Genomic DNA, 22,314 nt, shown 5'->3' on the forward strand with positions numbered 1-22,314 from the left:
GGTTGTTTTGGTGCTGCTGTGATGCAGGGGTGTTTTTCAGTCTGGCAGGGGCAGTATATTTATCTGCAAAAGGGGTATCCTAATCCCAGGAAAACAATGAACTACTAAGGGTCGATGACGGCAATAAACGGGTTTTTAAATTAGTGTTACATTATTTAAATAATTAGTTATAAAACGCCGGGTGGCCTTGACCTTGCGGCCAAGGATTTAAGGGCAAAAACACTCGCATCACTCTTGTTTAGACAATGCAACTTGAAACGGATTCGGCTTTTCCTTCCTCCCTGTCTGATACCGTACAGGATGCCCCTGATTCGCGTTTAATGATGATAGACGCCCAGGCGGATTATTCGCGTTTTGTGCAGCGGATAAGGCGGCGTTATGGCTATGAACTGGGGTTACTGAGCCCGGGCGTGCCGCATGCACAAAGTATCCGGGAGGTTATCTCAAAGCTGCAGGATGCCGGCAATGCCTTGCCGGTTGCGTTGCGCATTGCCCGCCAGTTGGTGCTGGAGCGGCTGGTGGTGATGGATGTTGAACACCATGTGCCGCTGACGGACGTCACGCATACCATGACCGATCTGGCTGAGGTGATGATGGATGTCGCGCTGGGGCAGGCGCATGAAGAGCTGGATGCACAGTACGGCGCGCCGCTGTGTGCCGATGGCAGCCGCTGCGCGTTCTGGGTCATCGGCATGGGCAAGCTGGGCGGGCGGGAACTGAATGTCTCGTCTGATATTGATCTGGTGTATGTCTATGAAGAGGACGGGCATACTGCCGGTATTGAAAGCGACCCTAAATACACCCAGCGCAGCAACCACGAATATTTTGCTTATCTGGCCAAGCGCCTGTACGCACTGATTGGAGAAACCACGGAGCACGGGTTTGTGTTCCGGATGGATCTGGCGCTTCGTCCTAATGGCGAATCCGGCCCACCGGCAGTCAGTCTGCCCATGCTGAAAACCTATTTCCATATGCAGGGGCGCGAGTGGGAGCGTTTTGCCTGGATGAAGGGGCGTGTCATCGCTTCGCTGGGCGACCCGTTGCAGAGCAAGGAAAGCAAGCTGTGGGAGATTGTGCAGCCTTTTGTGTTCCGGCGCTATCTGGACTACAGTTTATTGGATGCGCTGCGCCAAACGCACCAGAAGATTCGCCAGCACGCGGTGCAAAGAGCCGCAGGGCGGCCTGAGAGAGCCAACGACGTCAAACTGTCGCGTGGCGGTATCCGGGAAATTGAATTCATTGTCCAGTTGTTTCAGGTGATTCGTGGCGGACAGTATCCTGAGATACGCACCCGCTCAACGCTGCAGGCACTGGATCGGCTGCGTGATGCGGGCTTGTTGAGCGCCGAGCGTGCCAGCCAGTTGCAGCAAGCCTACATTTTTCTGCGCCGTCTGGAGCACCGTATTCAGTATCTGGATGACCAGCAGACGCATATTCTGCCGGAGCGCGATGATGATTTGTGCTGGATTGCTTCCAGCATGGACATGGTGGTCGGGCAGGAGCACGATATGGGCTGTTTTGCCGGACTGTTTTCCGTGCTGGGGCAAAGCAGGGAATGCATTGCGGCCGAATTTGACGATCTGCTGCAACTCAACGACCAAATGGTGGATGGCGTCTGTGCCAGCGGTAATTGCTCTGCACCAGCGGCAATGCTGGGGGCGGAAGCCTTTGAGGCGATGTTGCCGCCGGCTTTGCAGGAACGGGTGCATAACTGGGCGAGCAGTTCGCGCATGCGGGACTTGAAGGACAGCACCAAAAACAATCTGACCTACCTGATATTGCGGACCGCGCAGTGGCTGGTCGACGGCATGATCACCGAAACTGCCGCATTGCGCTTCATCGACTGGCTGGATACGATTCTGCGGCGTGAGAGCTATCAGGTCTTGCTGCTTGAGCGGCCCTTGATCCACCAGCGTGTATTGCGTTTGCAGGGCATGGCCCGTTGGGCTGCGCAATATCTGGCGCGTTACCCGGGCGTGATTGATGAACTGGCCAGCGCCAAAGTGTATAAAGAGCGCTTTGATGGCGAGGCGTATGAGCTGGAGTTGCAAATACGCCGCCAGGCGCTGCAGGAGTCAGGCGAGGAGGATGAAGAGGCTTTGCTCAATATGCTCAGGCGGGCTCACCATGCAGAGCTTTTTCGCACTTTGACGCGCGATGTGGAAGGGTACCTGACGGTCGAGCAGGTGGCGGACGACCTGTCATTGCTGGCGGATATCACGCTGAAAATCGCCCTGAACTGGTGCTGGGAGTTTTTGAGCAAGCGGCACCAGGCGCATCCGAACCTGGCTGTTATTGCTTATGGCAAGCTGGGCGGGAAAGAGCTGGGTTATGGCAGCGATCTGGATATTGTTTTCATCTATGACGATGAGCATGAACGCGCCAATGAAATTTATGGTGCGTATGCGCGCAAGCTGATTCAATGGCTGACGATTAAAACCGCCGAAGGTGATCTGTTTGAGATTGATACCGCATTGCGTCCAAATGGCAATTCGGGGCTTTTGGTGACCTCTGTGGAGTCTTTTGAATCCTACCAACTGGGCCGCGGCAGCAATACAGCGTGGACATGGGAACACCAGGCGTTGACGCGTGCGCGCTGTGTTGTCGGCTCTCCTGAACTGATCAGCCGTTTTGATGTGGTGCGGCATCAGGTATTGAGCGCCAGGCGGGATGCGGTGGCGTTGCGGGAAGAAATTTTGAAGATGCGGGAGAAAGTCCGGCAGGCGCATCCGGTACGCGGTGGAAAAATTGATGTGAAGCACAGTGCTGGCGGAATGCTGGATATTGAGTTTTGTGTCCAATACCTGATACTGGCTTATGCCTGTGATTATCCCCAGCTCGAAGACGATGTCGGCAACATTGCGCTGCTTTTGCGCGCCGAGCAGGCAGGCTTGTTATCGGTGCCATTTGGGCAGCAGGCTTCTGACAGCTATCGTCTGTTGCGCCAGATCCAGCACCGTTCCCGCCTTGACGACGCTTCGGTGCTTTCAGATGAGCAGTTGCATGCCGCTTGCGAAGCCGGGGTGCGGCTATGGCATCAGGTTTTTGAAGGCGGCCATAACGCGAATTTATCACATGATATATAATTTGTGGTGAGGAACACGCTAAAAGTGGCTTTTTAACGTAGAAGTATCACCCTACAATCAGGCAAGGATTCTCAAACCTGCAACAATTTCACTTTGGGAGAATGTTGAATGAGATGTTTTCCTGATCTTTGCCGGGTGGGCGTGTTGATTAAAAAATGCAGAAATATGCCCATGCCGCGTCATCAAGCGGAAATTAAAAGGTATAACCACAAGTGAATGGATTTGATAAATTGATGATGTTGCCAGATGTTCAAGCCAGTGCAGACCCCCGCCATATTGCAATTGACAGGGTAGGGGTGAAGTCTGTGCACTATCCGGTGACGATTTTGGGCGCAGATAACCAGGCCAAGCCTTCTATCGGGCTTTTTGATCTGTATGTGGCTTTGTCGGCCGAGGTCAAGGGCACGCACATGTCGCGCTTCATTGAGCTGCTGGACAGCCAGTTGGAGCCATTGTCCGTTGCGTCCATGCGCTCGTTACTGGACGTGATGCTTGGGCGCCTGGAGGCGCAGGGTGGCTCGATCCATGTCAAAGCCCCGTTTTTTGTGCATAAAAAGGCGCCGGTTTCAGGGGTTGGCAGTCTGATGGACTATGAAGTCAGCTGGGATGCCCGGCGCGACCAAGGGACCCAAACCACATCTGTTGTACAAACTGTACAGGTGCCGGTGAAAAGTCTGTGTCCTTGCTCGAAAGAAATTTCGGATTATGGCGCCCATAACCAGCGTTCTCATGTTACGATCAGCGTGGAGCTGGCTGAGAATAGTACGTTGAGTCTGGAAGAGCAGATCCGGTTTGCTGAGGACAATGCGTCCTGTGAATTGTGGGGTCTGCTGAAGCGGCCTGATGAAAAGTATGTAACCGAGCGGGCTTACGACAACCCCAAGTTTGTGGAAGATATGGTGCGCGACGTGGCCGTGAGTTTGAATCAGGACGCACGCATTGTGGCTTACAAGGTGACATCCGAGAATTTCGAGTCAATACACAATCATTCGGCTTTTGCGTGTATTGAGCATCGTAAAAAAAATGATGGCGAATTGTGAGAAAAAGTTGTTAAAATGAACAAGTATTAAAAATAGATTAATATGGTAAAAGTTTTTTACTGTGGGGCCTGCCCAGGATTTCCTGGCTGATAAATCTGGAGCGATTTTCCTCCCTCCCTCGCTCGCTTCCTCTTCGCCCAGGTTGCCCCATGGTTTTTTATTAAAAAATGCCCTGTACTCAAAAAAGTGCAGGGCATTTTCATATTGCCGACCTGGCATTTTAAATGCCCAGATGTATCGCATAAAAGCAGATTCAGGGCTTTCCAGGGAGGCTTATTTCAACCAGCCTTTGCGCCAGAAAATGATGAAAGGTGCAGCCACCGTTAGTATCATCAGGCCCAAAGCGAACGGATAGCCATATTCCCAGTGAATCTCGGGCATGATGTCAAAGTTCATGCCGTAAATGCTGGCAATCAGTGTGGGCGGGAGCAGTGCAACGGAAACCACGGAAAAGATCTTGATGATCTTATTTTGGTTGATGTTGATGAAACCCACGGTGGCATCCATCAGGAAATTGATTTTTTCAAATAAAAATGCCGTATGAGAGTCTAACGAGTCGATATCTCGCATGATCTGCCTGGCATCTTCAAACTGTTCTGCATTCAAAATGCGCGAGCGCATCAGGTAGCCCACGGTACGGCGGGTTTCCATCACGTTGCGGCGAATGCGGCTGTTCAAGTCCTCCTCCAGTGCAATGGTGGAGAGGATTTCGCCAGCCAGTTGATCGCTCATGGTGCTGGTCAATACGTTGCGGCTGACCTTGTCCAGGTCGTCATATATGCCTTCGAGTGCCTCGGCCGAATATTCCACCTCTGTGGCGTACAGCTCTAACAAAACCTCTTTGGCGCCTTCTATCAGGCCGGGCATGCGCCGGGCACGCAACCGCAGCAGCCGGAAAACGGGCAGATCTTCCGTATGAATGGAAAACAGGCGATCGGGTTGCGAGCCGTCTTTGGAGAGTTGCAAAATAAAGACAACAGGGACGTTGCGTGGCTGTTTGTCGTCATCAATCAGGAAATTGCAGCGGATATGAAACGCCCCATCAATTTCGTCTTCAAAAAACCGGGCGGATTCTTCTAGGTCGTCATTTTCCAGGTCGGTTGGCAGGCGGACCCCATATTTTCGGGCAACCCATTGTTTTTCTTCTATGGTGGGCGCTTCCAAGTCAACCCAGATCGGGTGCAGTTGTGCCAGTGCTTCCTGATGTTCAATTTCTTCTTGGTGAAGACGGCCATTGGTTAAAGAAAAAACATTGAGCATGTAAGCACTCCGTTCATGTCTTGCGAGTCATCCGAGGTCCGAGCGCAATGTGACCCTTTGTGATTATCGCATCACCCTGAGGGAAAAGTGTGAATTGATGTTATATAAAGTGATACAAAGTGCGTTGGCCGGATGCACCGAGCACAAGGATTGACTTGACACAAGAGAATCCATCTTTTTAAAGGGCTTTCATTGCGCTTATCAGGGAACCAATGCACACTGTTACTTATCTGAATTAATAAGACACGAGCGGTAGTATGCAAATTAATTCAGATCGGTAATTGTATCCTTGATGGAGTCAGGAGGTTATATATGAATTTGACGATCAGTGGACATCATGTGGAAGTGACACCTGCACTGCGTGAATATGTCAGCAATAAGCTGGAACGGGTCATGCGCCATTTCGATCAGGTGGTTGAAATTATCGTGGTGCTCTCAGTTGATAATTCTAAAGAAAAGGATCGTCGCCAGAAAGTCAGTTGTACTGTGCGTGTCAAAGGACGTGACATTTTTGTTGAAAATACGGATGCTGACTTGTATGCAGCCATTGACATCCTAGTGGACAAGCTGGATCGCCAGGTTGGAAAATACAAGGAAAAACAAACCATGAAAAAAGGGGCTGAATCAGTCAAATACATGGAAAAGGAATAATCTTCTTATAAGAGCATAGTCTCTTCAATTTAGATTGAAAACAGGCGTACCTTTTATTCCACCAGTCTGGAATTCGGGTACGCTTATGTATTTTGAGCGTAACTATTTGTTATGCGTAGAGTTTTTGCGCCGTATGCTGGTTTGCAGCCAGCCGGTGCAGGTTACTTGAGTGAGCAGGGAACTCCAATTGGGCAAGGCCGCAACATGGCTTTGTTCAATGTTCCTTATAATGCTCTTTTGTATTGGATGTGCCGGGGTGGCAACGCCCTGGGAGTAAAGTTATGAATCGTTTTGCAGCCATTTTGTCTCCCGACCATGTTCAGGTAGATGTGAGCGCAACCAGTAAAAAACGTGTGTTTGAATATATTGGGTTGTTGTTTGAGCGGCTCAACGGCATCGCACGTGCGGATGTTTCCGATAATCTGTTTGCACGTGAGCGGCTAGGGTCTACCGGACTGGGGCATGGTGTGGCTATTCCGCACGGGCGTATCAAAGGGTTGACACAGCCTTTGGCAGCGATACTGCGTTTGCAGCAGCCTATTGGTTTTGATGCCCCTGACGAGCAGCCCGTTGGCTTGCTGTTTTTTTTGCTGGTTCCCGAAGCCGCAACCCAGCAGCATCTGGAGATTCTCTCCGAGATTGCAGAAATGCTTTCCAATCGGGAATTGCGCGAACAACTGTTCCAGACAGGTGATGCGCAGCAGTTATACGATATGATTGCCCAATGGGCTCCGATGCCGTCGGCAACCTGAGCTGCCATGGTTTGTTATCCACTTCTATAAGGCCGATAAAGGCGTATGCAATTTGCAGATGTCACCATTGATATGCTTTTTGAAGCCCATCGCAGTATGCTGCGCTGGCAATGGCTGGCCGGGCAGAGCGCTGCCGAGCGGAAGTTTGCGCCACAGGCCATCGAGCGGGCCAAGTCCAGTGCCGATCTGGCAGGGTATCTGAATTTTATCCATCCGCACCGGGTGCAGGTGCTGGGTGAGCAGGAAATCGCTTATCTCCAAAGTAAACCCCAGGATGAACTGGTCCAAAGTCTGAATGCCATTGTGCCTTTGGAGCCACCGGTATTGATTGTCGCCGATGCGCAACAGGTGCCCGAGCATCTGGTGCTTTTGTGCGAAAGAGCACCCATCCCCTTGTTTACCACCAACGAATCTGCGGCCTATGTGATTGATGTGCTGCGGGCTTGGCTTTCCAAACGCTTTGCCCAGCGCACCAGTGTTCATGGCGTATTCATGGATATTTTTGGCATGGGCGTTTTGCTGGTGGGCGAGTCCGGCCTGGGCAAAAGCGAACTGGGGCTGGAGCTGATCTCCCGTGGGCATGGACTGGTGGCGGATGATGTGGTGGATTTTGCGCTGGTTGCGCAGGGCATCATTGAAGGGCGCTGCCCGCCGCTGCTGGAGAATTTGCTGGAAGTGCGCGGAATCGGCCTGCTGGATATCCGGACCATTTTTGGTGAAACTGCCATGCGGCGCAAAATGCGCCTCAAGCTGATTGTGCATCTGGTTCGCCGGGAGGTTCTGGAACGTGATTTTGAACGCCTGCCGCTGGAGCCTTTGGAGCAGGACGTGCTGGGCGTCGCGGTACGCAAGGTGATGATTCCGGTGGAGGCTGGCCGCAACATTGCCGTGCTGGTGGAAGCGGCAGTGCGCAATACAGTATTGCAACTGCGCGGGATTGATACATTCAGTGAATTTTTAAGCCGCCACCACCGGGCCATGGACGATGGCGGACAGACTGAAAGCTCAGAGTAGGTTACGCTGACGCCCTGTGTTCAGGGCGGTTTTCTCAACCATGGTTATGGATTTTTCGCAGCACAGCTAGCACACAGGCCATACATGGCCAGCGCGTGCTCCTGCAACTGGAATTTATATTTTTTGGCAATTTCATATTGCCGTTTTTCAATTTCTGAATCGACAAACTCTTCCACTTTGCCACAAGAGAGGCACACCATATGGTCATGGTGTTCGCCCTCATCAAGCTCGTAAATGGATTTACCCGGCTCGAAATTGCTGCGGCGTAACAGACCGGCATGTTCAAACTGGGTCAAAACCCGGTAGACAGTCGCCAGCCCAATGTCAGAGTGGTCATTGATTAAAACGCGAAACACGTCCTCAGCCGACAGATGGCGCTGATTGCTGGTTTTGAAAATTTCCAGAATTTTCAGTCTGGGCAGCGTTGCCTTGAGACCATTACTTTTCAGGTTGTCAATGTTGTCAGAGCTCATGTTGTCCTAATCAGCGTTACAGCCAAGCCATTTCATGAAAACAGCTGCTAAGTTGAAGGGGAATGATGGGGTAAGTTTCAGGGTTTAAACCAATATGAGATGATCTGATCTTACCCAGATTGTATCTTCCCTATTACAATAGACCATTCATCATATAAGGTTTGTGCAACTTTATGTATAAACAACAGTGTATTCCACCATTATCTGTACGTCTATTTGCCGGCGGCGTTTTTTCGCTGTGCCTGCTTTTGCTTGCAGGATGCAGTGGCGTTGACAAGGCCTCCAATTCGCTGGTTTCTGCTTTATCCCCCTATAAAATGGAGGTGGTGCAGGGCAATTTTGTTTCCAAAGAGCAGGCAGCCCTGATTCAGCCCGGGATGTCCCGTAACCAGGTGCGTACCATTTTAGGCACCCCCTTGCTGGTGGATATTTTCCATCCCGAGCGCTGGGACTATGTGTTTTCCATCAACCGTCAGGGGGTAGATCCCCTGGAGCGACGCTTTACAGTCCATTTCAGCGGTGACACCGTGGCAAGTGTGGAAGCGTCAGGCGAACTTTTGAGCGAAGAAGAGTTTGTCCGCCATCTGGATGCGGTTGTGGAAGATGATGATGAAGTCGAAATTCCTGTACTGCAAGCCACGCCAGAGCAACTGGAAGAGGCGTCCAAAGCGGCACAGGCTTATCGCGACAGAATGCAGCAGATGCAAGGCGAGGCTCCGGATTCGGCAGCCAGACCTGCGGGGTATTACCCGCCGCTGGATTCCAACTACTGATCTGATTTCGGGCGGTTGCTGTACCACCGGGCTTGTTGCCCTGAACGCGAGTTGAAGTTGAAAAGGTAAGATGTCATGGGTGCTCCATCCACACAATTGCGTATTGCCATTGCCGGCGCTTCCGGGCGCATGGGCAAAATGCTGGTTGAGGCGGTGCTGGCCGCACCCGATTGTGAGCTGGCTGCCGCGTTGGTTCCTGCGGGCGAAGCGTTGATTGGTCAGGATGCGGGCGCCTTCCTGGGGCAAACCACGGGTGTGCTGGTTCAGGCCGATACCCAGCAAGCGTTGGCGGCTTCGAAAGCGCAGTACCTGATTGACTTTACCCGCCCTGAGGGCTCGATGGCGCATGTGCAAAGCTGCGCTGCGCTGGGTATCAAAATGGTCATCGGAACAACCGGGTTCAGCGAGAGCCAGAAACAAGAAATTGCTGCGGCAGCGCAGAAGATTGCACTGGTACTTTCACCCAACATGAGTGTGGGCGTGAATGTGACTTATAAACTGCTGGAGCTGGCAACGAAGGCGCTGCAGCCCGGGTATGATATTGAAGTGATTGAAGCGCACCACCGTCATAAAGTGGATGCCCCTTCGGGGACTGCCATTGGAATGGGAGAGGTGATTGCCCGGACTTTGGGGCAGCCGCTGGAAGATATTGCGGTGTATGAGCGCTACGGGCATACCGGTGAGCGCAAGCCGGGCAGTATCGGGTTCGCCACCATCCGGGGCGGCGATATTGTGGGCGACCATACGGTGATGTATGCCGGAACCGGTGAGCGTATTGAGATCAGTCACAAATCCTCTAGCCGTGCCACCTATGCACAAGGCAGCTTGCGGGCTGTGCGGTACCTGGCGCAGAAAACCGCTGGGCTATATGATATGCAGGATGTGTTGGGTCTGAAATAATATTTCAACGCTCTGACACATCACAAAGTGCTGTGACAGGCACTTTGTTTGTTTTTTAGCCGAATTAATTCAATAACCTAACCTTAACCAATAAAGTCAGCATCATGGAAGAGAAGTTTTCACCCAGCGCCATCGAACAGCAAGCCCAGTCCTGGTGGCAGCAGGGTGACGTTTACCGGGTAACAGAAGACCAGAGCAAACCTAAATTTTATGCCTGTTCCATGCTGCCCTATCCGTCGGGAAAGCTGCACATGGGGCATGTGCGCAATTACACCATCAATGACATGCTGACGCGGCAGTTGCGGATGAAGGGCTATAACGTCCTGATGCCGATGGGGTGGGATGCGTTTGGCTTGCCGGCAGAAAATGCTGCGATGAAAAGCAAGGTGCCACCTGCCAAGTGGACGTATGACAACATCGCCTATATGAAAAAGCAAATGCTGGCGATGGGGCTGGCAATTGACTGGTCGCGTGAAATCACAACCTGTTCGCCGGACTACTATCGCTGGAACCAGTGGCTGTTTTTGAAGATGCTGGAAGCCGGTGTGGCAGAACGCCGTACCCAGGTGGTGAACTGGGATCCGGTGGATCAGACGGTACTGGCTAACGAGCAGGTGATTGAAGGGCGCGGCTGGCGTTCCGGCGCACTGGTTGAAAAACGCGAAATTCCGGGCTACTACCTGAACATCACGAAATATGCCGAAGAGCTCAATACCTGTGTGGCCGATCCTGAAAATCCCAATTACCTTAAAGACTGGCCGGCACCGGTGCGGCTGATGCAGGAAAACTGGATCGGTAAAAGCCAGGGTGTGCGCTTTGCGTTTACGCACGGTATCAAAGGTGCTGATGGCCGGTTGATACAGGATGGCCGCATGTACGTGTTCACGACGCGTGCTGACACCATCATGGGGGTTACATTCTGTGCGGTGGCGCCTGAGCATCCTTTGGCACAACATGCGGCACAGGGCAATCCGGAACTGGCCGCGTTTATTGAAGAATGCCAAAAAGGCGGCACAACAGAGGCTGAGCTGGCACTGAAGGAAAAAGAAGGCAAGCCAACAGGGCTGCATGTAGTGCATCCGGTAACCGGTGAACAGGTGCCTGTGTGGGTCGGCAATTACGTGCTGATGAGCTACGGTGATGGCGCTGTGATGGGGGTGCCCGGGCATGACGAACGTGACTTTGCCTTTGCGCTGAAATACGACCTGCCGATCAAGCAGGTGATTGCGGTTGAAGGTGAAACATTCAGCAACACGGCATGGCAGGAATGGTACGCTGACAAGCAGCGTGGAGTCTGCGTGAATTCGGGCATACTCGATGGGTTGGGGCTTGAGGCCGCCGTGGATAAAGTGGCTGAATTGCTGCAGGCCAAAGGCCTGGGCGAAAAGAAAACCACGTTCCGACTGCGCGACTGGGGTATCAGCCGCCAGCGTTACTGGGGCACACCGATCCCCATCATTCACTGTGAAAGCTGTGGTCCGGTGCCGGTGCCGGAAAAAGATTTGCCGGTGGTGCTGCCCGAAGATCTGGTGCCTGATGGTTCGGGTAATCCGCTGAACAAGAGTGAAGCCTTCCTTAAAGTGAATTGCCCATGCTGCGGCAAACCGGCACGGCGTGAGACCGATACCATGGACACGTTTGTGGATTCGTCCTGGTATTACATGCGTTACTGTGACGCGCACGACGATACACAGATGGTCGGCGCTGGTACCAAGTACTGGATGCCGATGGACCAGTACATTGGCGGCATTGAGCATGCCATTTTGCACTTGCTGTATTCGCGTTTCTGGACACGTGTCATGCGTGATCTGGGGCTGGTGTCGTTTGATGAACCGTTTACCCGCCTGCTGACGCAGGGTATGGTGCTCAACCATATTTACCGGCGTAAAACAGTCGCGGGTGGCATAGAATATTTTTGGCCCAAGGACGTAGACAATGTCTATGACGAAGGGGGCAAGATTGTGGGCGCCAAATTAAAGTCGGATGGCTCGGAAATTGAATATGGTGGCATTGGCACCATGAGCAAATCCAAAAACAATGGCGTAGACCCGCAGGATCTGATTGAACGCTATGGTGCAGATACGGCGCGCTTTTACACCATGTTCACATCGCCTCCGGATGCGACGCTGGAGTGGAATGACGCGGCCGTGGAAGGCTCGTTCCGCTTCCTGCGCCGGGTGTGGGCGTATGTGTACCGGCAGGCCGGTGTCATCTCTCAGGCCGGCAGTGATTTTGCAGGCGCTGGCGCAGTGGTGAAAGCTTTGCGCTATGAAGTGCACAGTGTGTTGCAGCAGATAGACTTTGACTACGGGCGTATGCAATACAACACAGTGGCTTCCGGCGCGATGAAGCTGCTCAATGCGCTGGAAGGGTTTAATCCCGATCAGGTCGCAGTCGCCGAACAGCCAGCCGCTACAGCGGCAATGCGCGAGGGAACCAGTATTTTGCTGCGCACGCTGTATCCGGTTTGTCCGCATGTCTGCTGCGTGTTGTGGCAGGAACTCGGGCTGGACAAGCAATGGGGCAGCTTGCTGGATGCACCGTGGCCGCAGGTTGATGCTGCGGCATTGGTGCAGGATGAAGTTGAACTGATGGTGCAGGTCAGTGGCAAGCTGCGTGGCAAAATTACGGTGAGTAAAGATGCGGATCGGGCGACCATTGAGGCTGCTGCACTGGCCAGTGAGGCGTTCCAGAAATTTGGTGGTGATGCTGCACCGAAAAAAATCATCATTGTGCCAGGGCGTCTGGTCAATGTGGTGGTGTAAAGTTTACGTGTGTTGAGTGCGATGGAATCAAAGTAAAGGCTGCAAGTATGCAAAAACAAAACCGCCGTTATTTTCTTGGAGGGCTGGCTGGCGCCGTTGCTATGCTGGGTGGCTGTGGTTTTCAGTTGCGCCAGGCGCCGGAATTTCATTTCCAGAGATTGTGGCTGGGAGGCACTTCGGAGGTGCTGGTGTTTTTGCGGCGTGAGCTGGCGCGTGTAAGCAGCGTCAAGATTGTCAGTAACCCGGCAGAAGCAGAGGTGCTGCTGGAGATTATGTCTGACGTGCGGCGTGATTTCGCGGTTGGGCAAACGCCTTATGGCGAAGTGCGTGAAATCCAGATGCGTTCAACGCTGACATTCCGTTTGTGGGCACAGGGGCAGGATCCGCTGGCAACAGAGGATGAGCTGGAGCAGTACCGCGAATACAGTTATTCAGAAACACAGGCGCTGGCAAAAGGCGATGAGCAGGACCTGCTGTTCCGGGATATGAGCCAGAGCATGGCGCAGTTGCTGTTGTGGCGTTTGGCCTCCATGCGGCCTTGATGCTAACCGGAGCAATACATGGCCCAGGTTGCAGCCCGTCAATTGTTGAGTCTCTTGTCGAAAGCACTGGGCCGGCTTTATGTCTTGGTGGGCGAAGAACCTTTGCAGCAGTTGGAAAGCGCCGATGCTATTCGGGCGGCGGCACGTACGGCGGGGTTTACCGAGCGCACGGTATTTACGGTAACTGGCGCACGGTTTGACTGGTCTGAAGTGCTGGCCGCAACCAGCGCGCAAAGTTTGTTTGCCGACAGGCAGATCATTGAAATCCGCATTCCATCGGCTAAGCCCGGGCGTGAAGGCGGGGTTGCGTTGCAGCAGTTGGCCCAGCAAACAGATGCTAACGGCGATACGCTGGTGCTGGTTTCCTTGGGAGACCGGATGGACCGCTCAGCCAAAAATACCGCCTGGTTTAAAGCGTTGGAGCAGCATGGCACGGTTGTGGCATGTGATCCTGTTGACAGGGCGGCGTTGCCGCAGTGGATTACGCAGCGTCTTGCTGCGAAGGGGCTGCAACTGCAGCCTGCGGAGGAAGGCAAGAGAGCATTGTCTTTTTTTGCCGACCATGTCGAAGGCAATCTGCTGGCCGCACACCAGGAGATTGAAAAACTATCGCTGCTTTACCCGGCAACTGGGCAAGCCTCGCGGATATTGAGTTTTGAAGAGGTTGAGTCTGCCGTCATGGATGTAGCGCGCTACGACCTGTTTCAGTTAACGCAGGTGATTTTGTCCGGGCAGGCAGAACGTTCCATGCGCATGCTTGACGGGCTGCTGCATGAAGGGCAGCCGGCGGTGCGTATTCACTGGGTCTTGTCTGACGAAATTGCCACATTGTGGCGGGTTCGCCAGTCGCTGGAGCAGGGGCAGCCGATGCCTTTGGCGTTGCGTGAAAACAGGGTCTGGGGCGTGCGCGAGCGGCTTTATGAGCGGAGCGTTGGCCGTATGACAATGCAGGCGTGTCAGCAGTTGCTGGTCAGTGCACACATTTGCGATGGGCTGGTCAAAGGGCTGCCTTATCCTGGCTGGCCTTCCAATGTGATGGAGGCATTGAGGCGGCTGGTACTGGAGATGCTCGACGCGTTGTCTGCCCGTGAAAAAACAGGGGGCGGCATGACCGGCAAACTGGCTTTGCATGGATGAGGATGACGCGGGGTTTTTGCAGATATCTGTTGGAATGAGAAATTTTTCACGTATAATCCCGCTTTTATGCACAGTAGCTTCTCTGCGGAGGGTGCAAGAAGGCAGGTATTTGTATCCATGAATCAGGTTGCTGGCACCATGGGCACAGGACAGAGTAAAAGCGGAGTGATTGGGATGCCCTTTTATGACGCAAACAATGATGATGAGGCGCAGGAATTCAAAGTACTGAGCGCTCAGGAGGCACAAGTTTTACAGGCAGGAATGCCCAAACTATCGTTGTGGTCTGTTTTGTGGCTGCAGTTAGTGGCGGGATTTACAGTCATTGCAATAGCTTCGTTTTGGAGCGGCTATGCTGGCGTGATGTCTTCCGCGCTGGCTGGCGTGATGGCTGCATGGGTGCCGTCGGCGGTTTTTGTTTGGCGCATGGCTGCGCAGGCAGATAACAAAGCCGGGGCTCTGATTCCTTTGGCGCGTTTGTTGTTCTGGGAATTCGTCAAAATCGGATGTGCAGTTGTCTTCTTGGTGATGGCTGTGTTATGGGTTCATCCTCTGGTCTGGCAGGCATTGCTGGCAGGGTTTGTGGTGACAGTCAAAGCATACGGTATCGCATGCTGGCTGTTGTTGAATAGGAAACAAACAGGTAAAGAGTTGATCAATGGCTGCTGAAGGCGAAGCTCAAACCGCAAGTCAATATATCCAGCATCACTTGCAACCTTGGCAGGTTCACTGGGATTTGTCCCCGGCGCACCAGACTGCTATCGTTGATTTCAGTGTGATTAACCTGGACTCTGTCATTTATTCGCTGCTGATCGGCGTTATTGGCTGTTTTGTTTTATGGCGCGCTGCCCGCAAGGCGACCTCTGGTGTGCCCGGACGGTTTCAGGCCGCAGTTGAATTTCTGGTTGAAATGGTGGCCAATCAGGTCAAAGACACCATCAGTGTTGAGAAAAGTCGCAAGCTGATTGCACCTTTGGCATTGACGCTGTTTGTGTGGATTTTCCTGCTCAACGCGATGGACTTGCTGCCGGTGGATTTGTTGCCCTGGCTTTGGGCCAAGTTCTATGGCGCCATTGGCGGAGACCCTGCGCATGCTTATATGCGTGCTGTGCCGACAGCAGATTTGTCGGTGACTTTGGGCATGTCCATTTCCGTGCTGATTTTGTGTTTCTTCTACAGTCTGAAGATCAAGGGCCTGGGCGGCTGGACGCATGAATTGCTGACAGCGCCTTTTGGCATGAGCAAAAATCCGATTTTTGCCATTATCTTGGCTGTAGCAAACTTATTCATGCAGATTGTGGAGTACCTTTCCAAGACTGTTTCTCACGGGATGCGGTTGTTCGGAAATATGTACGCAGGTGAACTGGTGTTCATGTTGATTGCATTGATGGGCGGTGCCTGGGCCTGGAGTCCTGTTGAAGCGGGATTCTGGCTGGGTATCGGGCATGTCATTGCCGGCTTTGCCTGGGCAGCATTCCACATTCTGATTATCACGTTGCAGGCGTTTATTTTTATGACGCTGGCGGTGATTTATCTGGGACAGGCGCATGACCATCACTGATGATTGTGAATGGTTCTGACTGCTGATTTTTGTTTTAATTTTTTAACTAACACGCTTTTTCTCTCAAAGGAGTTATCATGGAAAACATCCTCGGCCTCGTCGCTCTGGCTTGTGGTCTGATCGTTGGTCTTGGGGCCGCTGGCGCATCTATCGGTATTGCACTGATGGGCGGCAAGTTCTTGGAATCATCTGCTCGTCAGCCTGAATTGATGAATACCTTGCAAACCAAGATGTTCATTCTGGTGGGTCTGATTGACGCTGCCTTCCTGATTGGTGTTGCGATCGCTCTGCTGTTTGCATTTGCTAATCCCTTTGCGCTGGCTTAAGAATTATTGTCAGTGCATGAGTTTGAAGGCCCGACAAACCAATATGTTTGTAGGAACATCAACTGAACGAGGAAAGGTGTTGTTGTGAGTATCAACGCAACCCTTATCATCCAGATCATTGTTTTTGCGCTGCTTGTGTGGTTCACGATGAGTTTCGTGTGGCCACCAATTGCCAAAGCCCTGGATGAACGCGCAAAGAAAATTGAAGAGGGGCTGGCAGCAGCAGACCACGCAAAGGCAGAATTGAATGATGCCAACAAGCGTGTGGAAGAGCAGCTGGCCCATACACGTGAAGAGTCCACCCAGCGGATTGCCGATGCAGACCGCCGTGCTCAGGATATCGTCAACGAGGCGAAGTCGCGTGCTGTTGAAGAGGCCAACAAGATCATTGCTGCAGCCAAGGCTGAGGCAGATCTGCAGGCAACGCAGGCGCGTGAAGCCTTGCGTGAGCAGGTCGCCGCATTGGCAGTTAAAGGTGCAGAACAGATTCTCAAGCGTGAAGTGGATGCCAAGGCGCACTCACAAATGCTTGAGCACCTGAAAGCTGAGCTGTAAAAGGGGTAAGGTGCTATGGCTGAACTTGCAACGATTGCCCGCCCTTACGCAGAAGCCATATTTCAGGTGGCTAGCGACCAAAAGCAGTTTGCCCAATGGGGCGAGGTGCTCAACAATCTGGCGCTTGCCTGCGATACAGATGAGCTCAAGCTGCTTGCCAACGACCCTAAAGTTTTGGGGGAGCAGTTGGTTGGTTTGCTGATGTCTGTGACCAAGTCCGACGGCTTGCCGACAGAAGCGGTTAAACGCTTTTTGGCAGAGCTGGTTGAATATGGTCGTTTATCTGCGTTGTCAGAGGTGGCTAAGCAATACCGTGTATTGTGTGATGCAACCAATGATGTCACGGAAGTGCTGATTTACAGCGCTTACCCGATTGGCGATGCAGAACTTGCGCAGCTTTTACCTGTACTGGAAAAACGGTTTGGCAGAAAACTGAAACCACAAGTGCAAATTGACGAGTCTTTGATTGGTGGTATCTGTGCAGTGGTGGGTGATGACACATTGGATATGTCTGTCAAGGCCCGTTTGGAACAAATGAAAGTGGCGTTGATGGCCTAAACGGGCCATACGCAAAAGGAATTAGGGGAACCCCATGCAACTCAATCCCGCAGAAATTTCTGAGCTGATTAAAAGCCGGATCGAAGGTCTGACACCCAGTGCAGACATTCGCAGCGAAGGAACCGTGATCTCCGTCTCTGACGGTATTTGCCGTGTTTATGGCCTGTCTGAAGCCATGCAGGGCGAAATGTTGGAGTTTCCGCCTGCACCGGACGGCACACCGACTTTTGGTTTGGCACTGAACCTGGAGCGTGATTCGGTTGGGGTCGTGATTCTGGGGGCTTATGAGCATATTTCAGAAGGTAACACGGTTAAATGTACGGGCCGCATTCTGGAAGTGCCGGTAGGCCCGGAACTGATTGGTCGTGTGGTCAATGCGCTGGGGCAGCCGATTGACGGCAAAGGCCCGATTAACGCCAAAATGACCGACGTGATCGAAAAAGTGGCGCCTGGCGTGATTGCACGTCAGTCTGTTGACCAGCCGCTGCAGACCGGTTTGAAGGCGATTGACTCCATGGTGCCAATTGGCCGTGGTCAGCGCGAATTGATCATTGGTGACCGCCAGACCGGGAAGTCAACCATTGCCCTTGATACCATCATCAATCAGAGGGGGCAGGGCGTTACCTGTATCTACGTGGCGATCGGGCAGAAGTCCTCATCCATTAAAAACGTGGTACGCACCCTGGAAGCCAATGGCGCGATGGACTATACCGTTGTGGTTGCTGCGCCTGCTTCAGATTCTGCTGCCATGCAGTATGTATCTGCTTATGCCGGCTGCACCATGGGCGAGTATTTCCGTGACCGCGGTCAGGATGCATTGATCATTTATGATGACCTGTCCAAACAGGCTGTAGCTTACCGTCAGGTTTCCCTGCTGTTGCGCCGTCCTCCAGGCCGTGAAGCGTTCCCTGGTGATGTGTTCTATTTGCACAGCCGTCTGCTGGAACGTGCAGCGCGCGTGAACGCTGAGTATGTTGAGAAATTCACTAACGGTGAAGTTAAGGGTAAAACAGGTTCACTGACCGCTTTACCAATCATTGAAACACAGGCGGGTGACGTGTCCGCATTTGTGCCGACCAACGTGATTTCTATTACCGACGGACAGATCTTCCTGGAAACCAACCTGTTTAACAGCGGTATCCGTCCTGCGATTAACGCCGGTATTTCGGTGTCCCGTGTGGGTGGTGCGGCTCAGACCAAACTGATCAAGGGTTTGTCTGGCGGTATCCGTACCGATTTGGCACAGTATCGTGAACTGGCTGCATTCTCACAGTTTGCTTCAGATCTGGACGATGCGACACGCAAACAGTTGGATCGCGGTGCACGTGTGACTGAAATGCTCAAGCAACCGCAGTATTCTCCATTGCCCATTTCTTTCATGGCCGCTTCGCTGTTTGCCGTGAACAAAGGCTACCTGGATGGCGTGCCGGTGGAAAAAGTGCTGGAGTTTGAAACCGGTTTGCACCAGTTGCTGAAAACCAGCTATGCCGGCTGGATTGAAAAAGTGGAAGCCGCCAAAGTCATGGATAAAGATGCTGAAGCTGAGCTGACTGCAGCGCTTGATTCATTCAAGAAAAGCTTTACCTGATGGATTGTGAGATTGTGATCAGCAGGCATCAATTCAAAGGAGCTGGGCATGGCATCAGGTAAGGAAATTCGCGGCAAGATCAAATCGGTGGAAAACACCAAGAAGATCACAAAAGCGATGGAAATGGTGGCCGCCTCCAAAATGCGCAAGGCACAGGATCGCATGCGCATGGGTCGGCCATATTCGGATAAGCTGCGTAACATTACAGCCCATTTGTCGCGCGCTAATCCGGAATACAAGCATCCGTTCATGGTTGCACCAGCCACGCCAACCAAAAAAGTGGGGCTGATTGTGATCAGTACCGATAAAGGGTTGTGCGGCGGCTTGAATACCAACATGTTTCGCGTTTTGACCAATAAGTTAACGGATTGGGACAAGCAGGGCATTGAAGCACGGGCGGTGACCATCGGCGCGAAAGGTTTTGGCTTTTTGGGCCGTATCAAGGTGAAGGTAGAGGCGCAGGTTTCTCAACTGGGGGATGTTCCCCAGGTGGATAAACTGGTGGGGCCATGCAAAGTGATCATCAAAGACTTTATCGATGGCAAGCTCGATGAAGTCTACCTTTGCTACACACGTTTTATTAATACCATGAAGCAAGAGCCGATCGTAGAGCAGTTTCTGCCTTTGGCTGAAAGCCGTTTTACTCAGACAGATGAGGAAAAGCGCTCGCACGCATGGGACTATATTTATGAACCGGACGCACCGACCGTTATTGACTTTTTGATGCGGCGCTATGCTGAGGCGCTGGTTTATCAGGCAGTGGCTGAAAATATGGCCTCTGAACAGTCGGCACGTATGGTAGCCATGAAAGCGGCAACCGACAATGCAGGTAATCTCATTAACGAATTGAAGTTGGTCTATAACAAGACCCGACAGGCTGCAATTACAACCGAATTGACGGAAATTGTGGCAGGTGCTTCAGCAGTGTAACGAATAAGCGTAATCAGAAGGAACCAATCATGGCAGAAGGCAAGATTGTTCAATGTATCGGTGCAGTGGTTGACGTGGAGTTTCCACGTAACGCAATGCCTAAAATTTACGAAGCATTGAAAATGGAAGGCTCTCCGCTGGTGCTGGAAGTTCAGCAGCAGTTAGGGGATGGTATTGTTCGCACCATTGCTTTGGGCTCGTCTGACGGCCTGCGTCGTGGCATGAAAGTGCAAAATACGGGTGATGGCATTACCGTGCCGGTGGGCAAAGCCACACTGGGCCGCATCATGGACGTGCTGGGCAACCCGATTGATGAACGTGGTGATATTGACTCCTCTGAAAAGGCGATGATTCACCGCAAAGCTCCGGCGTATGAAGAGCTGGCTCCTTCCACTGAACTGCTGGAAACCGGGATCAAGGTGATTGATTTGATCTGCCCGTTTGCCAAGGGTGGTAAAGTCGGCCTGTTCGGTGGTGCCGGTGTGGGCAAAACCGTGAACATGATGGAGTTGATCAATAACATTGCAAAAGCGCACTCAGGTTTGTCTGTGTTTGCCGGTGTGGGCGAACGTACCCGTGAAGGTAATGACTTCTATCATGAAATGATGGATGCCGGCGTTGTGAATAAAGACAACTTGTCCGAATCCAAAGTGTCCATGGTGTACGGTCAGATGAATGAGCCTCCAGGCAACCGTCTGCGTGTGGCGCTGACTGGGCTGAGTATTGCTGAATCTTTCCGTGATGAAGGCCGTGACGTCTTGTTTTTCGTCGATAACATTTACCGTTTCACACTGGCCGGTACCGAAGTATCTGCGTTGCTGGGCCGTATGCCTTCAGCGGTGGGTTATCAGCCGACTCTGGCAGAGGAAATGGGTAAACTGCAGGAACGTATTACTTCAACCAAAGTGGGCTCCATCACCTCGATTCAGGCAGTGTATGTGCCAGCCGATGACTTGACTGACCCATCACCTGCAACCACATTTGCTCACTTGGATTCCACCGTGGTGCTTTCCCGTGATATTGCTGCCTTGGGTATTTATCCGGCTGTGGATCCGCTGGATTCCACCAGCCGCCAGCTTGACCCGCACGTGGTGGGTGAAGACCACTATACCGTGGCACGTCAGGTTCAGGGAACGTTGCAGAAGTACAAAGAATTGCGCGATATTATTGCGATTCTGGGTATGGATGAATTATCACCGGAAGACAAACTGGTTGTGGCCCGTGCCCGTAAGATCCAGCGCTTCCTGTCACAGCCGTTCCATGTGGCTGAAGTGTTTACCGGTTCTCCTGGCAAATACGTTCCTCTGGCAGAAACCATTCGTGGCTTCAAGATGATTGTCAGCGGAGAGTGTGATGCGGTTCCTGAGCAGGCATTCTACATGGTGGGTACCATAGACGAAGCTCTGGAAAAAGCCAAAAAGATTCAATAATTCGGCTTCTCAGCAACTGGGCTGAAAAGCATATTGCAAACGCATGGCTGACTGCTGGTAGATTTAAAACGGTGAGCTGTGTGTTTGTTAGAGGAATAAATAATGGCGACTTTGCATGTGGATGTTGTCTCTGCCGAAGAGTTGATTTTTTCTGGAGAGGCTAAATTTGTGGCTTTACCTGGGGAATCAGGTGAGTTGGGGATTTTGCCGCACCATATTCCGTTGATTACCCGCATTAAGCCGGGCGCTGTGCGTATTAGGCGTGCCGATAACGATAAAGAAGAACTGGTGTTTGTCGCCGGAGGCGTGCTGGAAGTGCAGCCGAATATGGTTACGGTATTGGCTGACACAGCGATTCGCGGTGCCGACCTTGACGAAGCAAAAGCGCTTGAAGCACAGAAAGCGGCTGAAGAGGTGCTGAAGAATGCGCAAGGGGGCATGGAGCTTGCCAAAGCCCAGTCTGAACTGGCATTCATGGCGGCTCAACTGTCGACCATACGGCGCTTTAATAACAGCAGCCGAAAATAAAGCCTGTTTTATTTTTTTGCGGATAAAGAAAAAGCCATCTTCAGATGGCTTTTTTAATGGGTGGCTTATTTTAAAGATACAGTTTTTCTATACAGCGCTATCCCATGCAGGATGGTTGCAGATGTTATCCAATGTATCTGTTGAATCTTTCCAAATGAAAAGTGCAGAGCCTTACATCAACAAAATTATTTAGCTTCTTCTTCGTTTTCCAGCGCTTTGCATGAAGGCGCACAGACGAACTGCATTTGCCCCAGCAGTTTGCGGGCTTTCAGTTGTGCACGCGGACGATGTTTGCCGCATAGAAAACAGGACATGGTTGCGGCACCAAAAGAGCCGGAAGAAACGAATGGTGAGCCATTGACTTTTGAACGATAGCGCAAACCGTCATCTGCGACTTGGGTTTTGGTAGGTGCTTTAGACATGGATGATCAATAGTTCCAGTATCAAG

Annotated in this window: 22 protein-coding genes; 19 read left to right on the plus strand and 3 right to left on the minus strand. The window is 52.1% G+C overall.

Features of this window, described 5'->3' with window-relative positions; translation table 11 throughout:
* Window positions 1–245: 245 nt before the first annotated feature.
* Together glnE and folE2 are read left to right on the plus strand one after the other, a co-directional pair.
* Entirely contained in the window at window positions 246–3,086 is a 2,841-nt protein-coding gene (gene glnE / locus CUZ56_RS04740; protein ID WP_239442048.1) for a bifunctional [glutamate--ammonia ligase]-adenylyl-L-tyrosine phosphorylase/[glutamate--ammonia-ligase] adenylyltransferase, read from the plus strand.
* A 212-nt stretch (window positions 3,087–3,298) separates the two neighbouring features.
* Window positions 3,299–4,126, plus strand: a complete 828-nt coding sequence (gene folE2, locus CUZ56_RS04745) for a GTP cyclohydrolase FolE2 (RefSeq protein ID WP_404948028.1) — start codon at window positions 3,299–3,301, stop codon at window positions 4,124–4,126.
* A 273-nt stretch (window positions 4,127–4,399) separates the two neighbouring features.
* On the opposite strand, the gene corA is transcribed toward folE2, so the two are convergent.
* Window positions 4,400–5,386, minus strand: a complete 987-nt coding sequence (gene corA / locus CUZ56_RS04750) for a magnesium/cobalt transporter CorA (protein WP_126978789.1) — start codon at window positions 5,384–5,386, stop codon at window positions 4,400–4,402.
* A 312-nt stretch (window positions 5,387–5,698) separates the two neighbouring features.
* Here corA and hpf point away from each other — a divergent pair, with 312 nt between their 5' ends.
* The 3 genes from hpf (at window position 5,699) to hprK (ending at window position 7,803) form a co-directional block, all read left to right on the plus strand.
* Entirely contained in the window at window positions 5,699–6,037 is a 339-nt protein-coding gene (gene hpf / locus CUZ56_RS04755) for a ribosome hibernation-promoting factor, HPF/YfiA family (protein WP_126978791.1), read from the plus strand.
* A gap of 281 nt (window positions 6,038–6,318) precedes the next feature.
* Window positions 6,319–6,789, plus strand: coding sequence for a PTS IIA-like nitrogen regulatory protein PtsN (ptsN, locus tag CUZ56_RS04760; RefSeq protein WP_126978793.1), 471 nt, complete (start codon window positions 6,319–6,321; stop codon window positions 6,787–6,789).
* A gap of 45 nt (window positions 6,790–6,834) precedes the next feature.
* On the plus strand, window positions 6,835–7,803 hold the full coding sequence (hprK, locus tag CUZ56_RS04765; RefSeq protein ID WP_126978795.1) for an HPr(Ser) kinase/phosphatase: 969 nt from the start codon (window positions 6,835–6,837) through the stop codon (window positions 7,801–7,803).
* Between the two features lie 44 nt (window positions 7,804–7,847).
* Here hprK and fur read toward each other — a convergent pair whose 3' ends face one another.
* Window positions 7,848–8,276, minus strand: coding sequence for a ferric iron uptake transcriptional regulator (fur, locus tag CUZ56_RS04770; protein ID WP_126978797.1), 429 nt, complete (start codon window positions 8,274–8,276; stop codon window positions 7,848–7,850).
* A gap of 173 nt (window positions 8,277–8,449) precedes the next feature.
* Here fur and CUZ56_RS04775 point away from each other — a divergent pair, with 173 nt between their 5' ends.
* The 14 genes from CUZ56_RS04775 to CUZ56_RS04840 all read left to right on the plus strand — a co-directional run bounded on the left by CUZ56_RS04775 (window position 8,450) and on the right by CUZ56_RS04840 (window position 21,866).
* On the plus strand, window positions 8,450–9,049 hold the full coding sequence (locus tag CUZ56_RS04775) for an outer membrane protein assembly factor BamE (protein WP_126978799.1): 600 nt from the start codon (window positions 8,450–8,452) through the stop codon (window positions 9,047–9,049).
* 75 nt (window positions 9,050–9,124) lie between these two features.
* The gene (dapB, locus tag CUZ56_RS04780) at window positions 9,125–9,949 is read left to right on the plus strand and encodes a 4-hydroxy-tetrahydrodipicolinate reductase (protein ID WP_126978801.1); all 825 of its coding nucleotides are present in this window, start codon (window positions 9,125–9,127) and stop codon (window positions 9,947–9,949) included.
* Window positions 9,950–10,053: 104 nt separating this feature from the next.
* Window positions 10,054–12,714: a leucine--tRNA ligase gene (leuS, locus tag CUZ56_RS04785; RefSeq protein WP_126978803.1), complete on the plus strand. Its 2,661-nt coding sequence runs from the start codon at window positions 10,054–10,056 to the stop codon at window positions 12,712–12,714.
* Window positions 12,715–12,761: 47 nt separating this feature from the next.
* A complete protein-coding gene (locus CUZ56_RS04790; protein WP_126978805.1) occupies window positions 12,762–13,256 on the plus strand; it encodes an LPS-assembly lipoprotein LptE in 495 nt (164 codons plus the stop codon).
* Between the two features lie 18 nt (window positions 13,257–13,274).
* Complete coding sequence (gene holA, locus CUZ56_RS04795; protein WP_126978807.1) at window positions 13,275–14,393, plus strand: DNA polymerase III subunit delta; 1,119 nt, start codon at window positions 13,275–13,277, stop codon at window positions 14,391–14,393.
* Window positions 14,394–14,510: 117 nt separating this feature from the next.
* The gene (locus CUZ56_RS04800; RefSeq protein WP_162615256.1) at window positions 14,511–15,059 is read left to right on the plus strand and encodes an ATP synthase subunit I; all 549 of its coding nucleotides are present in this window, start codon (window positions 14,511–14,513) and stop codon (window positions 15,057–15,059) included.
* A complete protein-coding gene (gene atpB / locus CUZ56_RS04805; protein ID WP_126978811.1) occupies window positions 15,049–15,951 on the plus strand; it encodes a F0F1 ATP synthase subunit A in 903 nt (300 codons plus the stop codon). Before CUZ56_RS04800 ends, atpB begins: the two co-directional genes overlap by 11 nt.
* 77 nt (window positions 15,952–16,028) lie before the next feature.
* The gene (gene atpE, locus CUZ56_RS04810; protein ID WP_126978813.1) at window positions 16,029–16,277 is read left to right on the plus strand and encodes a F0F1 ATP synthase subunit C; all 249 of its coding nucleotides are present in this window, start codon (window positions 16,029–16,031) and stop codon (window positions 16,275–16,277) included.
* Window positions 16,278–16,361: 84 nt separating this feature from the next.
* The gene (locus CUZ56_RS04815; RefSeq protein ID WP_126978815.1) at window positions 16,362–16,832 is read left to right on the plus strand and encodes a F0F1 ATP synthase subunit B; all 471 of its coding nucleotides are present in this window, start codon (window positions 16,362–16,364) and stop codon (window positions 16,830–16,832) included.
* A 15-nt stretch (window positions 16,833–16,847) separates the two neighbouring features.
* A complete protein-coding gene (locus CUZ56_RS04820; RefSeq protein WP_126978817.1) occupies window positions 16,848–17,390 on the plus strand; it encodes a F0F1 ATP synthase subunit delta in 543 nt (180 codons plus the stop codon).
* Window positions 17,391–17,424: 34 nt separating this feature from the next.
* Window positions 17,425–18,978, plus strand: coding sequence for a F0F1 ATP synthase subunit alpha (gene atpA, locus CUZ56_RS04825; protein WP_126978819.1), 1,554 nt, complete (start codon window positions 17,425–17,427; stop codon window positions 18,976–18,978).
* A 48-nt stretch (window positions 18,979–19,026) separates the two neighbouring features.
* Complete coding sequence (atpG, locus tag CUZ56_RS04830; RefSeq protein ID WP_126978821.1) at window positions 19,027–19,908, plus strand: F0F1 ATP synthase subunit gamma; 882 nt, start codon at window positions 19,027–19,029, stop codon at window positions 19,906–19,908.
* 29 nt (window positions 19,909–19,937) lie between these two features.
* A complete protein-coding gene (atpD, locus tag CUZ56_RS04835; RefSeq protein WP_126978823.1) occupies window positions 19,938–21,338 on the plus strand; it encodes a F0F1 ATP synthase subunit beta in 1,401 nt (466 codons plus the stop codon).
* A 102-nt stretch (window positions 21,339–21,440) separates the two neighbouring features.
* Window positions 21,441–21,866, plus strand: a complete 426-nt coding sequence (locus CUZ56_RS04840; RefSeq protein ID WP_126978825.1) for a F0F1 ATP synthase subunit epsilon — start codon at window positions 21,441–21,443, stop codon at window positions 21,864–21,866.
* Window positions 21,867–22,051: 185 nt separating this feature from the next.
* Here the strand turns inward: CUZ56_RS04840 and CUZ56_RS04845 are convergent, their stop codons facing one another.
* The gene (locus CUZ56_RS04845; protein WP_126978827.1) at window positions 22,052–22,288 is read right to left on the minus strand and encodes a hypothetical protein; all 237 of its coding nucleotides are present in this window, start codon (window positions 22,286–22,288) and stop codon (window positions 22,052–22,054) included.
* Between the last annotated feature and the right edge of the window lie 26 nt (window positions 22,289–22,314).

It is taken from the genome of Saezia sanguinis (genome assembly GCF_003991585.1).
Taxonomy (GTDB): domain Bacteria; phylum Pseudomonadota; class Gammaproteobacteria; order Burkholderiales; family Burkholderiaceae_C; genus Saezia; species Saezia sanguinis.

Excerpts from the sequence above, each read along its gene's own strand:
- CUZ56_RS04775 (WP_126978799.1), top strand. The coding sequence starts at position 8,450 with ATGTATAAACAACAGTGTATTCCACCATTATCTGTACGTCTATTTGCC.
- CUZ56_RS04790 (WP_126978805.1), top strand. The coding sequence starts at position 12,762 with ATGCAAAAACAAAACCGCCGTTATTTTCTTGGAGGGCTGGCTGGCGCC.
- CUZ56_RS04840 (WP_126978825.1), top strand. The coding sequence starts at position 21,441 with ATGGCGACTTTGCATGTGGATGTTGTCTCTGCCGAAGAGTTGATTTTT.
- CUZ56_RS04845 (WP_126978827.1), bottom strand. The coding sequence starts at position 22,288 with ATGTCTAAAGCACCTACCAAAACCCAAGTCGCAGATGACGGTTTGCGC.
- leuS (WP_126978803.1), top strand. The coding sequence starts at position 10,054 with ATGGAAGAGAAGTTTTCACCCAGCGCCATCGAACAGCAAGCCCAGTCC.
- CUZ56_RS04820 (WP_126978817.1), top strand. The coding sequence starts at position 16,848 with ATGGCTGAACTTGCAACGATTGCCCGCCCTTACGCAGAAGCCATATTT.
- fur (WP_126978797.1), bottom strand. The coding sequence starts at position 8,276 with ATGAGCTCTGACAACATTGACAACCTGAAAAGTAATGGTCTCAAGGCA.
- hprK (WP_126978795.1), top strand. The coding sequence starts at position 6,835 with ATGCAATTTGCAGATGTCACCATTGATATGCTTTTTGAAGCCCATCGC.
- dapB (WP_126978801.1), top strand. The coding sequence starts at position 9,125 with ATGGGTGCTCCATCCACACAATTGCGTATTGCCATTGCCGGCGCTTCC.
- atpB (WP_126978811.1), top strand. The coding sequence starts at position 15,049 with ATGGCTGCTGAAGGCGAAGCTCAAACCGCAAGTCAATATATCCAGCAT.
- holA (WP_126978807.1), top strand. The coding sequence starts at position 13,275 with ATGGCCCAGGTTGCAGCCCGTCAATTGTTGAGTCTCTTGTCGAAAGCA.
- atpE (WP_126978813.1), top strand. The coding sequence starts at position 16,029 with ATGGAAAACATCCTCGGCCTCGTCGCTCTGGCTTGTGGTCTGATCGTT.
- atpD (WP_126978823.1), top strand. The coding sequence starts at position 19,938 with ATGGCAGAAGGCAAGATTGTTCAATGTATCGGTGCAGTGGTTGACGTG.
- hpf (WP_126978791.1), top strand. The coding sequence starts at position 5,699 with ATGAATTTGACGATCAGTGGACATCATGTGGAAGTGACACCTGCACTG.
- atpA (WP_126978819.1), top strand. The coding sequence starts at position 17,425 with ATGCAACTCAATCCCGCAGAAATTTCTGAGCTGATTAAAAGCCGGATC.
- ptsN (WP_126978793.1), top strand. The coding sequence starts at position 6,319 with ATGAATCGTTTTGCAGCCATTTTGTCTCCCGACCATGTTCAGGTAGAT.
- atpG (WP_126978821.1), top strand. The coding sequence starts at position 19,027 with ATGGCATCAGGTAAGGAAATTCGCGGCAAGATCAAATCGGTGGAAAAC.
- glnE (WP_239442048.1), top strand. The coding sequence starts at position 246 with ATGCAACTTGAAACGGATTCGGCTTTTCCTTCCTCCCTGTCTGATACC.
- CUZ56_RS04800 (WP_162615256.1), top strand. The coding sequence starts at position 14,511 with ATGAATCAGGTTGCTGGCACCATGGGCACAGGACAGAGTAAAAGCGGA.
- corA (WP_126978789.1), bottom strand. The coding sequence starts at position 5,386 with ATGCTCAATGTTTTTTCTTTAACCAATGGCCGTCTTCACCAAGAAGAA.